General features: G+C 58.4%; 8 protein-coding genes and 4 pseudogenes. 6 read left to right on the forward strand and 6 right to left on the reverse strand.

Annotation, left to right across the window (positions count from 1 at the left end; translation table 11 throughout):
* Positions 1-41 precede the first annotated feature (41 nt).
* The 3 genes and pseudogenes from ltrA (WGT02_RS31375) to WGT02_RS31385 all read right to left on the reverse strand — a co-directional run.
* On the reverse strand, positions 42-1,391 hold the full coding sequence (gene ltrA, locus WGT02_RS31375; RefSeq protein WP_375678400.1) for a group II intron reverse transcriptase/maturase: 1,350 nt from the start codon (positions 1,389-1,391) through the stop codon (positions 42-44).
* Positions 1,392-1,937: 546 nt separating this feature from the next.
* Positions 1,938-3,188: a group II intron reverse transcriptase/maturase gene (gene ltrA, locus WGT02_RS31380; RefSeq protein WP_225040253.1), complete on the reverse strand. Its 1,251-nt coding sequence runs from the start codon at positions 3,186-3,188 to the stop codon at positions 1,938-1,940.
* 556 nt (positions 3,189-3,744) lie between these two features.
* Positions 3,745-3,987 (reverse strand): annotated as a pseudogene (locus tag WGT02_RS31385) (IS6 family transposase); the annotation flags it as partial.
* 91 nt (positions 3,988-4,078) lie between these two features.
* Here WGT02_RS31385 and WGT02_RS31390 point away from each other — a divergent pair.
* Positions 4,079-4,897, forward strand: a complete 819-nt coding sequence (locus WGT02_RS31390; RefSeq protein ID WP_318246581.1) for a pyridoxal-phosphate dependent enzyme — start codon at positions 4,079-4,081, stop codon at positions 4,895-4,897.
* 86 nt (positions 4,898-4,983) lie between these two features.
* Positions 4,984-5,249, forward strand: a pseudogene (locus WGT02_RS31395) (flavin reductase); the annotation flags it as partial.
* 873 nt (positions 5,250-6,122) lie between these two features.
* Here WGT02_RS31395 and WGT02_RS31400 read toward each other — a convergent pair.
* Positions 6,123-6,599, reverse strand: a complete 477-nt coding sequence (locus WGT02_RS31400) for an Lrp/AsnC family transcriptional regulator (protein ID WP_208245980.1) — start codon at positions 6,597-6,599, stop codon at positions 6,123-6,125.
* A gap of 141 nt (positions 6,600-6,740) precedes the next feature.
* Here WGT02_RS31400 and WGT02_RS31405 point away from each other — a divergent pair, with 141 nt between their 5' ends.
* The 3 genes from WGT02_RS31405 (at position 6,741) to ltrA (WGT02_RS31415) (ending at position 11,929) form a co-directional block, all read left to right on the forward strand.
* Positions 6,741-7,760 carry a 1-aminocyclopropane-1-carboxylate deaminase gene (locus tag WGT02_RS31405; RefSeq protein ID WP_208245982.1) on the forward strand — a complete coding sequence of 340 codons (1,020 nt, stop codon included), beginning with the start codon at positions 6,741-6,743 and terminating at the stop codon, positions 7,758-7,760.
* Between the two features lie 1,013 nt (positions 7,761-8,773).
* Positions 8,774-9,469 carry a reverse transcriptase domain-containing protein gene (locus WGT02_RS31410; RefSeq protein WP_375679815.1) on the forward strand — a complete coding sequence of 232 codons (696 nt, stop codon included), beginning with the start codon at positions 8,774-8,776 and terminating at the stop codon, positions 9,467-9,469.
* Between the two features lie 1,110 nt (positions 9,470-10,579).
* Entirely contained in the window at positions 10,580-11,929 is a 1,350-nt protein-coding gene (ltrA, locus tag WGT02_RS31415; protein ID WP_341353377.1) for a group II intron reverse transcriptase/maturase, read from the forward strand.
* Positions 11,930-12,070: 141 nt separating this feature from the next.
* Here ltrA (WGT02_RS31415) and WGT02_RS31420 read toward each other — a convergent pair.
* Together WGT02_RS31420 and WGT02_RS31425 are read right to left on the reverse strand one after the other, a co-directional pair.
* Positions 12,071-12,248 (reverse strand): annotated as a pseudogene (locus tag WGT02_RS31420) (IS66 family transposase); the annotation flags it as partial.
* A 52-nt stretch (positions 12,249-12,300) separates the two neighbouring features.
* Positions 12,301-12,510 (reverse strand): annotated as a pseudogene (locus WGT02_RS31425) (IS5/IS1182 family transposase); the annotation flags it as partial.
* Between the two features lie 583 nt (positions 12,511-13,093).
* Between WGT02_RS31425 and ltrA (WGT02_RS31430) the strand changes: the two are divergent.
* On the forward strand, positions 13,094-14,344 hold the full coding sequence (gene ltrA, locus WGT02_RS31430) for a group II intron reverse transcriptase/maturase (protein WP_225040253.1): 1,251 nt from the start codon (positions 13,094-13,096) through the stop codon (positions 14,342-14,344).
* The last annotated feature ends 35 nt before the right edge of the window (positions 14,345-14,379 follow it).

Raw genomic sequence — 14,379 nt, forward strand, 5'->3', positions numbered from 1 at the left:
ACGTAGCGTGCGGATTTCCCGCACTACGCTCTTCGGCAGCTTCACAGCACCGCGAGTGCTTGCAGCTTCCCGTAAGGAAGCCGCAGCTTGGGTCGCAGCAGCGGGTTCCGTTCTTTGATCTGGTTGAAAGTGTCCCATGTGAGGCGGCCACCATCTCGGCTGCGGCTGCGTAACATTCGGCACCAGTACCGTTCCGTGGCCCGATACACCTTGAGCAGCGACCGAAGGTTTCCGGCGATGCCATAATAGGCGTAGTGGCCACGAAGAGCAGCGTTGATTTCGCTGACCTGGTCCCTGATGACGTAATGTCGAACTTGCCGCATCAGCTCCTGCAGAGACGAGAGACTACGTCGAAGCCGAGACTTCTCCGTGCGCATCCCGACCTTGAAGTTACCCTTTTGGTTCCGCGAGCAGTACAGCGTCATGCCCAGAAAGTAGATCGTCTCCGGGCGATTTCTGCCGCGTTTGCTCGCATCTCTCTGAGCAAACCGACCAAACTCGACCAACTTGGTCTTGCTCGGCTCAAGAGTGAGGCCAAACTTCCCCAAACGATGACGGAGAGCGTCCTCGACGCGGAGCGCATCCGATTGATGTTGGAAACAGATCACGAAGTCGTCGATATAACGCACCAGCCGGGCTTCGCCCTTGAGCTGGACCTTCACCACGCGCTCGAACCAGAGGTCGAGCACATAATGGAGATAAACGTTGCTCAGCAAAACGCTGATCGACCCTCCTTGAGGAGTTCCTTCATCACTCGGGTGGACAGCCCCGTCCTCAAGGACGCCTGCTTTCAGCCAGCGCCTGATCAAGCTGATCACGCGCGGATCCCCGACTCGATGCTCGACAAACCGGAGCAGCCACTCATGCGACAGACTCCCAAAATAGTCCTTCAAGTCCGCCTCCAGCACCCAGCTCGTCCGGCCGCCGCAGATTGCCTCGTTGAGGGTCGACAGGGCATGATGAGCGCTAAGATGCGGCCTGCCGCCGAACGAGCAGGGCAAGAAGTCCTGCTCGTAGATCGCCGACAGCACCGCAGCTGTGCTGCGCTGAAGCGCCCGGTCCGAAACAGTTGGCACCCCGAGCGGGCGCTTCTCCGTCTTGCCGGGCTTGGGGATGTAAACGCGCAGCACTGCCGGCGCGCGATATCCCTGGCGGTGAATGGATTGGAGCATCGGCTCTATCCATTCTCCAAAGCTCTCCTTCGCCGCCTTCACCGTCTGACCATCCACCCCGGCGGCCGAGCGCTGCGGAATCCTCAACAGATTCCTCTGCACCCGTTCGCGCGTGATGTGATGGGCAAGCGACGTAAAGCGGAGTTTCGGCTCACACCGAGCTTTCGCTGCTATATGTTCAAGTCCCGTTTCCATGGTCAGCTGATCTTCCCTTTGCATGAAAGGCCGTGTCTCCCGTTGAATGGAGCCCATGTTGCCCAAAAACATTTCAACTACCGCTGACCGCTTCCCCATGTGGCCGGCTCTCCCGACCTCGGAGTACTATCAGTCAGTCTGACTTCCACCCGGTCATCAGCCCCTTCTCGCCTCATCGGCTTGGCAGGTCCTACAAGCTTGCGCTTGAACCGGTTGGATCTCCCTTGTTCACGTCAAATCCTTCGATTGCATGCTGGCGGTACGAACCCCGGGAGCACCTTGGACCACTCGCAAAGACGCGGCCTGCGATTCCGCCTTCCCCTTTGAGAGACAGGGTCGGCTACTCCGATCACGTTCGATTTCGGGGCTATCTATCCGTTCACGTATGTTCCGGCCTACAATCTCCTTGTCTACGCTTCGCAGCGGCCGTTACCGGACACCACGCAAGACTCAGTACACGGCTGCTCGCTAGGCTTTGCCGTGGCCGTCATCTCAGACGGCTGAATTCAACGCGCTTGCAAGGCGCAACTCTCACAGATCCGGACGTGAGCGTCTCCACTCATCCGGCTCCTACCGTCCAGCCGTTGCCCGATACAGCAATCGCCAATGTGCAAACAGCGCTGGCTCCCGACGCCTTACGTCCTGGACCCAGTACCGCGCACGCCGACGATGGCGTCTCAGGCGTCGATATTTCGACATGGCCCAGCGTGCCAGGCGCAGATCGAGGTGCATCAATGCTCGGGAAAGTGCCGATTTGTGGTAACGACCATAGTAGTTCATCCAACCACGAAGGATCGGATTGAACATCTTGGCCAGATCATTGATGCGCTTGTCGATACGGCGGTCAAGCTGCCAGTCCCGCATTGTCTGACGGATGGCTTTCGCGGCTCGGTTGCTGATACCCGGACTGAAATTGACGAAGGTCTTGCCCCATCGGTTCATTGCCAGTCTCGGTCGAAAGGTGTAGCCGAGAAAGTCGAACTTCTGATTGGGGCAATGCCCCCGCCGAACGTTATCCTTGCAATACACGATCTGTGTCTTGTTTGGATGTAACTTCAGTCCGCATTCAGCAAACCGTTGCTCAAGATCCGTTTGCAACTTTTGGGCCTGACGCTCGCTGCTGCAATGACAAACGGCATCATCGGCAAAGCGTTCAAACGGAATCTCAGGACGGTGTTTGGCCATCCACCGATCGAACGCATAGTGCAAAAAGAGGTTCGCCAGCAAGGGTGAGATAACTGACCCCTGCGGAGTTCCCCTCTCCCGAGGTTCCAAAGTGCCGTTCTCCAGTTGCACGGGAGCCGTCAGCCACCGTTCAATGTACAACAACACCCACGTGCAGTCGGTGTGCTTTCGCACCGCCCGTAGCAACAGGTCGTGTGGAATGGTGTCGAAGAAGGCCTGAATGTCGAGATCGAGAACCCAGTCATGGCGCCAGCATCTCTGCCTTGCCATACCCACGGCCTCGAGTGCCGACTTGCCGGGCCTATACCCATAGGAATCGGGATGGAAATGTCTTTCCAGTTCCGGTTCCAGGTATGCCTTCACCACCCCTTGCGCAATCCGGTCTGAGACCGTGGGAATGCCCAACGGCCTTGTACCACCTTGCCGCTTTTTGATCGCGACCCGTTTGACTGGCGGCGGAAAGTAGCTGCCAGATGACAATCGGTTCCAGAGCTTGAACAGGTTGTTCTTCACATCCCGCTCAAGATCCTCGATCGACTGATCATCGACCCCGGCTGCACCCCGGTTCGCCTTTACCCGTTGATAAGCCTCCCAAACAGCCCGTTTAGGAATATCGAACGGCTTTGCTTTACCCAAAGGCTCCTCCCGCATGACGGTTGACCTTTCGATAAAGCTGGACAGTGTTGCGCCTTCGCTCCAACGCCATTACAGCACCTTCTTCACTACTACACGCAACTCCGTCCCTGTGCCCCGCATCGGTACTCGGATCCTCATGGTGCTTCCACTTGGATGTCTCCCTTCGCATCGGGGCGACAGGTTCCCACGTTCCACACAAGAGCCTGAAGCAAGGTCACGCCGCCTTCATGCCGGACGCCATCTGGGCAGTAGACAGGTATCTCCCAGACTTCTCCCGGGTTAACGAAGCCCACCCGGTTTTGACGCCATCTATGCACTTTTCGACACGTCGTCAGCGGTTCGCTCACGCTCGTCTCCTTGCATCTTACCTGACCGGATCAAGTCCGGCCTTTTCCTCAACGCTCACCACCATCGCTCTTTACGACAGCAGCTTGAGGTGGTTTGAAACCCGCTCCTGCAAGCCGGCTTCGAGGGGCCAGCCCTCATCTCCTGTGCAGCATGGCTGCTTGGGAAGTGCCTAAATCATAGCTCCTCCTTCGCGCCTTCGTGGCGCACCTTCGTCCAAATGCCACACGTCATTTGGGCTCGGTGCTTTGCGCCGCAAGAGGCCGGCATAGTCACGGCCGAACTTCTTCGCCCAACACCGGATCGTCTCATAGGAAACGACGATGCCGCGCTCCAGCAGCATCTCTTCCACTAGGCGAAGGCTCAGCGGAAATCGGAAGTACAGCCAGACCGCCCGAGCGATCACAGCGGACGGGAAACGATGACGCTTGTAGCTGACAGTCGACTCAATCATGACTACCAACTACCGCCTACAACTTCATCATCGGTTAACCTGACATCACCTTTCCGACACCTCCTGGCCCGGTTACGAGCGGATTCCCGGCTTGGTGATGCAGGGCTATACGGCGCTTGTGCGCGAGGCGCTGCGCCAGATGCCCACGCCGCCGACGCATGTCTTCATTCAGTCCGGCGTCGGCGGCATCGCCGCTGCCGTCGCAGGCCACCTATCGATCACGCTCGGTGAGCGGCGACCGGTCTTTACGGTCGTCGATCCCGCCCGCGCCGCCTGTCTTTTCGAGACGGCACGCGCCGGCCACCCGGTGACGGTGCCGCATGGCGAACCGACCGTCATGGCGATGCTGGAATGCTATTATCCGCCGCTGCTGCTCGTTTGCCTTGCCAAGACTGCGCGCGACTACCCAGCAATGACCGCAGCCGAGCATTTCGCGATCAACGTACTTTCAGAAGCGCAGAAGGATGTGTCCATTAAATTTGCCCGCCCCTTGGAAGATCGCTTCGCTGCTGTCGACTGGGCAAGGGGTCCGAACGGCTGTCCGATATTCGCGCAGGTGGCGGCGTGGTTTGAATGTTCGATGCATGATGTTATCGAGGCGGGCGACCATGTCATGATGGTCGGTCGCGTGACGGCCTTCGAAAGCAGCGGCTTGAATGGTCTGGGCTATGCTCGCGGCGGCTACTTCGCTCTGAGCGTCGCGGCAAAGCCTCATTCCTCTGTAGCGGGCGGAGAGATCGGCGCCGGCGCGGTGCTGGAGCGCCACGGATCGCTTTTTCCATTGGGCGACGAAAACCTGTCCCTTCCGAGTTACAACGCAGCGGGCGGTGACCCAGCAAAGACGCTGGCGTCCCAGCTCGAACGATTGGGACTGAGCGTCCACGATTGGTTTTCTCTGCTCGATCTTTAAGGACAGAGGACCGGCGAGAGGTCTACCGCGAGCTTGAAGGCCCACGTTCACCCGCGCGTAAGGCCGCGGCTCATGAACTGCTCGGCAGCAGCGGCTTGAATGGTCTGGGCTATGCTCGCGGCGGCTACTTCGCTCTGAGCGTCGCGGCAAAGCCTCATTCCTCTGTAGCGGCGGAGAGATCGGCGCCGGCGCGGTGCTGGAGCGCCACGGATCGCTTTTTCCATTGGGCGACGAAAACCTGTCCCTTCCGAGTTACAACGCAGCGGGCGGTGACCCAGCAAAGACGCTGGCGTCCCAGCTCGAACGATTGGGACTGAGCGTCCACGATTGGTTTTCTCTGCTCGATCTTTAAGGACAGAGGACCGGCGAGAGGTCTACCGCGAGCTTGAAGGCCCACGTTCACCCGCGCGTAAGGCCGCGGCTCATGAACTGCTCGGCAAGCGCAAGCTGCTCTCGCAGATGCTTGCAGTCGAGTAGAAGGGTGGCGATCGTAGCGCGTGCAGCTTCATCGTGCCAGGCGAGGGCGGCCTCAACCTCCCAATCGAAATCGGCGGTTGGGCTTCCTTTCCGAGGCGGATCATTGCAATTTCAGGCTCAGTTGGATGCCACGTTGGGGGATTATCAAGGGCTTGCCAATGTCAATCCGCCCGAATACCTCGCGCGGCGCTCTGCCTCGCTCTCTTTTTTCGCGCAAAGCCGCCACGATGGAGTGAGCGCTCATTCACTCCGTCCGCATGGGGCATTGTCGCTTGGCAGTTAAATGGGGTCTTCCTCATATGTGGAATGGCCCCGGGTTGTGTGCGTCAAGCCGCATGACCAGCACTCATGACCGCCCAATTTTGCAGAACTCGACGCACACAACCCGCAGGTCCCTCGCAAAAGGCTTTTCAGACCTGGACTGAGGTGAGCGGCGCCTGCTGGTTTCTGATCTAACGGTCACAACAACCCGGCCTACCTATTTCGTCAAGTTGACGATGCCGTCCGAACCATATGATTTCCTGGTTCTATGCATGTGCCGCGTTCGCGATCCGCTCGATTTTGTTCTCGACTCAATTTCGTTATCGACGTGGTACCGAGAACATTGAGCGAAGCAGAAGGTGAGGCGTTGACGACAATTGCTGAAGGGACATCGAGCCTGATCCCTGTTAAGGTGCTCGAACACGGACTGCACAATCTGCGCGGAAGCGGACAAAGATGCTGGACCCACGGATAGCTGCTGACGACGCTAGAAGGGCAACCTCGCGTTCTCCTTGACCTCCTTCATCACGAAGAAGGTGCGCGTCTGGCGAACGCCTGGCAGGGCGATCAGCTTCTGGCCGTGCAGCTTGTTGAAATCAGCCATGTCGCGGACGCGGATTTTCAGGAGATAGTCGAAGTCTCCAGCGACCAGATTGCAGTCCAGGACTTCCTTCAGCTCCATGACCGCACCCTCGAAGGCGCCAAAGCTCTCAGGAGTGGAGCGATCTAGTACCACGCCAACCATCACCATCGCGCCGAGGCCTACGGGGCCCGGCGCGACCTCAGCCCGCACGCCGGTGATGTAGCCCTCCTTGAAGAGGCGCTGAGTTCGCCTGTGGCAAGTTGCAGCGCTGACATTCACGCGCTCGGCAAGATCGGCATTGCTGAGCCGGCCCTCCGATTGCAGGGCGCGCAAAATCTTGAGGTCTACCCTGTCGAAATCCTCTGTGGAAGAAACGTTCATTTGGATCTCATAATTGAAGAATCGAATCCGAATATCGAAAAATTATCTCGACTACGAAAGCTTTTACAGCAAAATGAGAGAGCACCTTTCAAGAGATATCTACTAGCCTTCGACCACAAATCGGCACGGAGGCCCTGATCGATGTCACTATTGGAAAAGTTCGAACGCTACCCACTCACTTTCGGCCCGACTCCGATCGAGCACCTGCCACGGCTGACTGCGGCGCTGGGCGGCAAGGTCGAGATCTATGCCAAGCGCGACGACTGCAATTCGGGCCTCGCCATGGGCGGCAATAAGCTCAGGAAGCTCGAATATATCGTGCCCGACGCGATCGCCTCCCGCGCGGATACGCTGGTGTCGATCGGGGGGGTCCAGTCGAACCATACGCGCATGGTGGCTGCGACTGCGGCGAAGATCGGCATGAAATGTGTCGTCATCCAGGAGAAATGGGTACCGCACTATGATGCAGTCTATGACCGTGTCGGCAATATCCTGATGACGAGACTGATGGGCGCCGACAGCCGGCTGGTCGACGCTGGGTTCGACATCGGTATCCGCAAGAGCTGGGAGGATGCGATTCAGTCGGTAGAGAATGCCGGCGGCAAGCCCTATGCGATCCCGGCTGGCGCTTCGGTGCATAAGTTTGGAGCCCTCGGCTATGTCGGCTTCGCCGAGGAAGTCGCGGCACAGGAGAAGGACCTAGGCTTCACCTTCGACTATATCATCGTCTGCGTGGTCACCGGCTCGACCCAGGGCGGTATGATCGTCGGCTTTGCCGCAATGGATAGGGCTGACAGGGTCATTGGCATCGATGCCTCGGGCACCCTCCAGCAGACGGGGGATCAGGTTCGGAAGATCGTCGATGCGACCTCGGAACTCGTGAACCTTGGCCGGTCCGTGCGTGAAGACGAGATCGTCATCAACCCTGACTATGCCTATCCCGCCTATGGAGTGCCCTCGGAGGAGACCAACGAGGCGATCCGGCTCGCGGCGCGGACCGAGGCGATGATCACCGACCCTGTCTATGAGGGAAAGTCGATGCAGGGGATGATCGATCTCGCGCGAAGGGGCTTCTTCCCCGAGGGCTCGAAGGTGCTCTACGCCCATCTCGGCGGCGCCCCGGCGCTCAACGGCTACAGCTATTACTACAAGGACGGCTGATCGGCGCTGTCAGGTTCACCGGTCAGTGCGAACAGGTGGATATTTGCAGTCGATATTTTGCAAATCTGCACTTCTTGAACGCAATTTCGGGTCAATGGTGAAAGATCCGCGCGGATGCTCGCCTTGTTCGGATCTCTCGGTCAGGCAGACGATCGTCGACCACTTGCTTCCATCTTGGATGAGGAATTTCTACGTCTTTGGCAACTCTCTGCTCAAGCGATTTCATCAGGTTTGTGCGCACCTGCCCAACAGTCGTAGGGAACTCTGATGTCGGCAAGCACGAAAAATTTGCGACGTGAGTGCGCCCAGCTTGCGTCAGGCAAGCCCCGGAACGGGGGATGAACAAGAAAGGAGGTGAGAATCGAGTAGAAACCGTTCGCAGCGATCCAGCGGGTTCAACGCCCGTCCGGCAAAGGCGCAGCCCGCCAGCCGGAAGCGAGTCTTGCATGGGTGTCGGCAACGTCATTCGTGAAGCGTAGACAGCGGGTGATAAAGCGGCGGGGTAAGCCCCGATATCATGACTTGATGACGCCTTCGGAGTGTTGGGACCGGGGGCAGCACCCGACCTGCCGATTTGGTGAGGCAATCGGGGTCGTCCGGGGTCTTGGGCCGCCGCAAAGTCACGGGATGGATTGCCGGGGAACCTGAGAGATCCCACTCACGCCCAAGGAAGCAATGCCGGAAACGGGGAGCCGGCTGACGTAAAAGACTCCTGGCCCTACGACAGCCCTGCATGTCGGAGGGAGCGCTTTGGCGGACACAAACAAGCAGGGCCGTATGGGCCCCTGAAGGCGAAGCAATAAGCTGATGGGTAAGCGTGAGCGGGAAGTCGTAGCACCCTCATAGTACCAATGAGCGCGGGGAACCGTGTCCAGCGGGACCCGAAGGAGGAAAGGAGGGTGTCACGGAACCAGAACCACTGACAGGAAACAACGGAGGGGACTCTGAGCCCTACAAACGTGTACACGAAACGGCAGTGGATAGCCGAACAGGCGAGGAAGCACCCGGAGAGGGTGTTCACATCCTTGCACCATCTGATTGACCTCGACTGGATGTTCGAGGCGTGGACTCTGACGCGCAAGGATGGCGCGGCGGGCATCGACGGGCGCACGGCGGACGACTATGAGAAAGATCTCGAGGCAAACCTTGAAAGCCTCCGGATCCGGATGATGTCGGGCAGTTACCACGCGCCCCCGGTGCGACGCCACTACATCCCCAAAGCCGATGGGTCCCGACGACCTCTGGGTATCCCAACGTTCGAGGATAAGGTGGCGCAACGGGCAATCGTGATGCTGCTGGAGCCGATCTACGAGGAGGACTTTCTGGACTGCTCGTTCGGTTTCCGGCCGGAACGGTCGGCGCATGACGCCATCCGCACATTGCGCGATGGCATCATGGACACCGGTCAGCGATGGGTGATCGACGCAGATATCTCGAAGTATTTCGACAGCATCGATCATGGGCATTTACGCAGCTTCCTCGACCTGAGGATCAGAGACGGCGTCATCAGACGCATGATTGACAAGTGGTTGAACGCAGGGGTGTTGGAGCAAGGCACCCTGAGCCGACCGGTAGCTGGAACGCCACAAGGCGGAGTGATCAGCCCACTTCTTGCGAACATTTTCTTGCACTATGTGCTGGATAAGTGGTTCGCAAAGGTGGCGAAGCCCCGCCTAAAGCGGAGGTGCCTGATGGTGCGGGTACGCTGACGACTTCGTCATGAGCTTCGAGGATCACTTGGACGGTCGGCGCATGCTGGCCGTGCTGGGCAAGCGTTTCGAACGGTATGGGCTTCGGCTACATCCTCAAAGACGCGCTATGTGGACTTCCGTTTCCGGCGCCCTAATGGGCAGCATCCGGCAACGAGTAGCACCAGTTTCAATTTTCTCGGCTTCACCCATGTCTGGGGCCAGTCGCGGAGAGGGAAGCCGGTGGTGCGGCAGGTCACGGCCAAGGATCGGTTTGCGCGGGCCTTACGGGCAGCCAGGGAATGGTGCATCAAGCATCTGCACCTGTCCGCTCACGGTTCAGCATCGACACCTGACCCGAATGATGCGAGGCCACTACGCCTACTACGGGATCACGGGCAACGGACGACGTCTGACGTGGTATCACCATCAGGTCGAGCGTATCTGGAAAAGCGGGCTTTCGCGCCGCAGCCGATCTGGAAAGCCGAACTGGAATCGGATGGCCCAGGTCCTTGACAGATTTCCCCTGCCGCCAACCCGGATCGTACATCAATGGAGCCGTACCTGAGCGAAACTGGACCGTGAGGAACCGGATGCGGGAAATCTGCACGTCCGGATCTGTGAGGGTTGCGCCTTGCAAGCGCGTTGAATTCAGCCGTCTGAGATGACGGCCACGGCAAAGCCTAGCGAGCAGCCGTGTACTGAGTCTTGCGTGGTGTCCGGTAACGGCCGCTGCGAAGCGTAGACAAGGAGATTGTAGGCCGGAACATACGTGAACGGATAGATAGCCCCGAAATCGAACGTGATCGGAGTAGCCGACCCTGTCTCTCAAAGGGGAAGGCGGAATCGCAGGCCGCGTCTTTGCGAGTGGTCCAAGGTGCTCCCGGGGTTCGTACCGCCAGCATGCAATCGAAGGATTTGACGTGAACAAGGGAGATCCAACCGGTTCAAGCGCAAGCTTGTAGGACCTGCCAAGCCGATGAGGCGAGAAGGGGCTGATGACCGGGTGGAAGTCAGACTGACTGATAGTACTCCGAGGTCGGGAGAGCCGGCCACATGGGGAAGCGGTCAGCGGTAGTTGAAATGTTTTTGGGCAACATGGGCTCCATTCAACGGGAGACACGGCCTTTCATGCAAAGGGAAGATCAGCTGACCATGGAAACGGGACTTGAACATATAGCAGCGAAAGCTCGGTGTGAGCCGAAACTCCGCTTTACGTCGCTTGCCCATCACATCACGCGCGAACGGGTGCAGAGGAATCTGTTGAGGATTCCGCAGCGCTCGGCCGCCGGGGTGGATGGTCAGACGGTGAAGGCGGCGAAGGAGAGCTTTGGAGAATGGATAGAGCCGATGCTCCAATCCATTCACCGCCAGGGATATCGCGCGCCGGCAGTGCGGCGCGTTTACATCCCCAAGCCCGGCAAGACGGAGAAGCGCCCGCTCGGGGTGCCAACTGTTTCGGACCGGGCGCTTCAGCGCAGCACAGCTGCGGTGCTGTCGGCGATCTACGAGCAGGACTTCTTGCCCTGCTCGTTCGGCGGCAGGCCGCATCTTAGCGCTCATCATGCCCTGTCGACCCTCAACGAGGCAATCTGCGGCGGCCGGACGAGCTGGGTGCTGGAGGCGGACTTGAAGGACTATTTTGGGAGTCTGTCGCATGAGTGGCTGCTCCGGTTTGTCGAGCATCGAGTCGGGGATCCGCGCGTGATCAGCTTGATCAGGCGCTGGCTGAAAGCAGGCGTCCTTGAGGACGGGGCTGTCCACCCGAGTGATGAAGGAACTCCTCAAGGAGGGTCGATCAGCGTTTTGCTGAGCAACGTTTATCTCCATTATGTGCTCGACCTCTGGTTCGAGCGCGTGGTGAAGGTCCAGCTCAAGGGCGAAGCCCGGCTGGTGCGTTATATCGACGACTTCGTGATCTGTTTCCAACATCAATCGGATGCGCTCCGCGTCGAGGACGCTCTCCGTCATCGTTTGGGGAAGTTTGGCCTCACTCTTGAGCCGAGCAAGACCAAGTTGGTCGAGTTTGGTCGGTTTGCTCAGAGAGATGCGAGCAAACGCGGCAGAAATCGCCCGGAGACGATCTACTTTCTGGGCATGACGCTGTACTGCTCGCGGAACCAAAAGGGTAACTTCAAGGTCGGGATGCGCACGGAGAAGTCTCGGCTTCGACGTAGTCTCTCGTCTCTGCAGGAGCTGATGCGGCAAGTTCGACATTACGTCATCAGGGACCAGGTCAGCGAAATCAACGCTGCTCTTCGTGGCCACTACGCCTATTATGGCATCGCCGGAAACCTTCGGTCGCTGCTCAAGGTGTATCGGGCCACGGAACGGTACTGGTGCCGAATGTTACGCAGCCGCAGCCGAGATGGTGGCCGCCTCACATGGGACACTTTCAACCAGATCAAAGAACGGAACCCGCTGCTGCGACCCAAGCTGCGGCTTCCTTACGGGAAGCTGCAAGCACTCGCGGTGCTGTGAAGCTGCCGAAGAGCGTAGTGCGGGAAATCCGCACGCTACGTTCTGTGGGAACCGGGGGCGGGTGACTGCCTCCGGTGACCCAGTGCGGGGCTCGGTAACGACCCCGCCTACTCGGCAGAGCATCAGCGGACCTGCCTGACTAAACATTGGATTAAAGCCACCATAGGCGTCGGCTGCAGAATGCCAGTAAAGGTCTTCAGATGGCACTCGGAGCGCTTCTGAGATCGCGCGAGGCACAGCAGAGGCGGCGGGCGAGGGGACGTGCCGCCGAACGGGAGATCATCCCGACACAGGTCCAAATCCGGCCGCTATCGGTTTTTTTGATGCGGCGCGGGCATCTCAATCTGTCATTAGTCGGCCCTGAACAAAGGCTAAATCATTGATCTTCTGGCGGTTGGAAGATCTGGAGAAGTATCCGATTTCGCCATGAGAACGGTAAGCGCGGCTCTGATGAAGGCACGCCAAAGGGCCAGTTTGGCCAGGATGAGGCGCAGATTGTGACCTGCGGCCACGAGCAGCGCATTAATGGTGTCGCCAGCGTGCCCGAGAAGGAAGTTCCGGTCCAGCCTGCCATCGGTCCATTGGTCTGCGCGAGTGGGCGCATCGGTTTTGATCAATGCACGTTGGTATTAGATCGGTGATGTCAGGTTAACCGATGATGAAGTTGTAGGCGGTAGTTGGTAGTCATGATTGAGTCGACTGTCAGCTACAAGCGTCATCGTTTCCCGTCCGCTGTGATCGCTTAAAGAGCGATGGTGGTGAGCGTTGAGGAAAAGGCCGGACTTGATCCGGTCAGGTAAGATGCAAGGAGACGAGCGTGAGCGAACCGCTGACGACGTGTCGAAAAGTGCATAGATGGCGTCAAAACCGGGTGGGCTTCGTTAACCCGGGAGAAGTCTGGGAGATACCTGTCTACTGCCCAGATGGCGTCCGGCATGAAGGCGGCGTGACCTTGCTTCAGGCTCTTGTGTGGAACGTGGGAACCTGTCGCCCCGATGCGAAGGGAGACATCCAAGTGGAAGCACCATGAGGATCCGAGTACCGATGCGGGGCACAGGGACGGAGTTGCGTGTAGTAGTGAAGAAGGTGCTGTAATGGCGTTGGAGCGAAGGCGCAACACTGTCCAGCTTTATCGAAAGGTCAACCGTCATGCGGGAGGAGCCTTTGGGTAAAGCAAAGCCGTTCGATATTCCTAAACGGGCTGTTTGGGAGGCTTATCAACGGGTAAAGGCGAACCGGGGTGCAGCCGGGGTCGATGATCAGTCGATCGAGGATCTTGAGCGGGATGTGAAGAACAACCTGTTCAAGCTCTGGAACCGATTGTCATCTGGCAGCTACTTTCCGCCGCCAGTCAAACGGGTCGCGATCAAAAAGCGGCAAGGTGGTACAAGGCCGTTGGGCATTCCCACGGTCTCAGACCGGATTGCGCAAGGGGTGGTGAAGGCATACCTGGAACCGGAACTGGAAAGACATTTCCATCCCGATTCCTATGGGTATAGGCCCGGCAAGTCGGCACTCGAGGCCGTGGGTATGGCAAGGCAGAGATGCTGGCGCCATGACTGGGTTCTCGATCTCGACATTCAGGCCTTCTTCGACACCATTCCACACGACCTGTTGCTACGGGCGGTGCGAAAGCACACCGACTGCACGTGGGTGTTGTTGTACATTGAACGGTGGCTGACGGCTCCCGTGCAACTGGAGAACGGCACTTTGGAACCTCGGGAGAGGGGAACTCCGCAGGGGTCAGTTATCTCACCCTTGCTGGCGAACCTCTTTTTGCACTATGCGTTCGATCGGTGGATGGCCAAACACCGTCCTGAGATTCCGTTTGAACGCTTTGCCGATGATGCCGTTTGTCATTGCAGCAGCGAGCGTCAGGCCCAAAAGTTGCAAACGGATCTTGAGCAACGGTTTGCTGAATGCGGACTGAAGTTACATCCAAACAAGACACAGATCGTGTATTGCAAGGATAACGTTCGGCGGGGGCATTGCCCCAATCAGAAGTTCGACTTTCTCGGCTACACCTTTCGACCGAGACTGGCAATGAACCGATGGGGCAAGACCTTCGTCAATTTCAGTCCGGGTATCAGCAACCGAGCCGCGAAAGCCATCCGTCAGACAATGCGGGACTGGCAGCTTGACCGCCGTATCGACAAGCGCATCAATGATCTGGCCAAGATGTTCAATCCGATCCTTCGTGGTTGGATGAACTACTATGGTCGTTACCACAAATCGGCACTTTCCCGAGCATTGATGCACCTCGATCTGCGCCTGGCACGCTGGGCCATGTCGAAATATCGACGCCTGAGACGCCATCGTCGGCGTGCGCGGTACTGGGTCCAGGACGTAAGGCGTCGGGAGCCAGCGCTGTTTGCACATTGGCGATTGCTGTATCGGGCAACGGCTGGACGGTAGGAGCCGGATGAGTGGAGACGCTCACGTCCGGATCT

The organism is Rhizobium sp. T1470 (genome assembly GCF_042140505.1).
Lineage (GTDB): Bacteria > Pseudomonadota > Alphaproteobacteria > Rhizobiales > Rhizobiaceae > Rhizobium > Rhizobium favelukesii.

Excerpts from the sequence above, each read along its gene's own strand:
- WGT02_RS31400 (WP_208245980.1), bottom strand. The coding sequence starts at position 6,599 with ATGAACGTTTCTTCCACAGAGGATTTCGACAGGGTAGACCTCAAGATT.
- WGT02_RS31405 (WP_208245982.1), top strand. The coding sequence starts at position 6,741 with ATGTCACTATTGGAAAAGTTCGAACGCTACCCACTCACTTTCGGCCCG.
- ltrA (WP_341353377.1), top strand. The coding sequence starts at position 10,580 with ATGCAAAGGGAAGATCAGCTGACCATGGAAACGGGACTTGAACATATA.
- ltrA (WP_375678400.1), bottom strand. The coding sequence starts at position 1,391 with ATGCAAAGGGAAGATCAGCTGACCATGGAAACGGGACTTGAACATATA.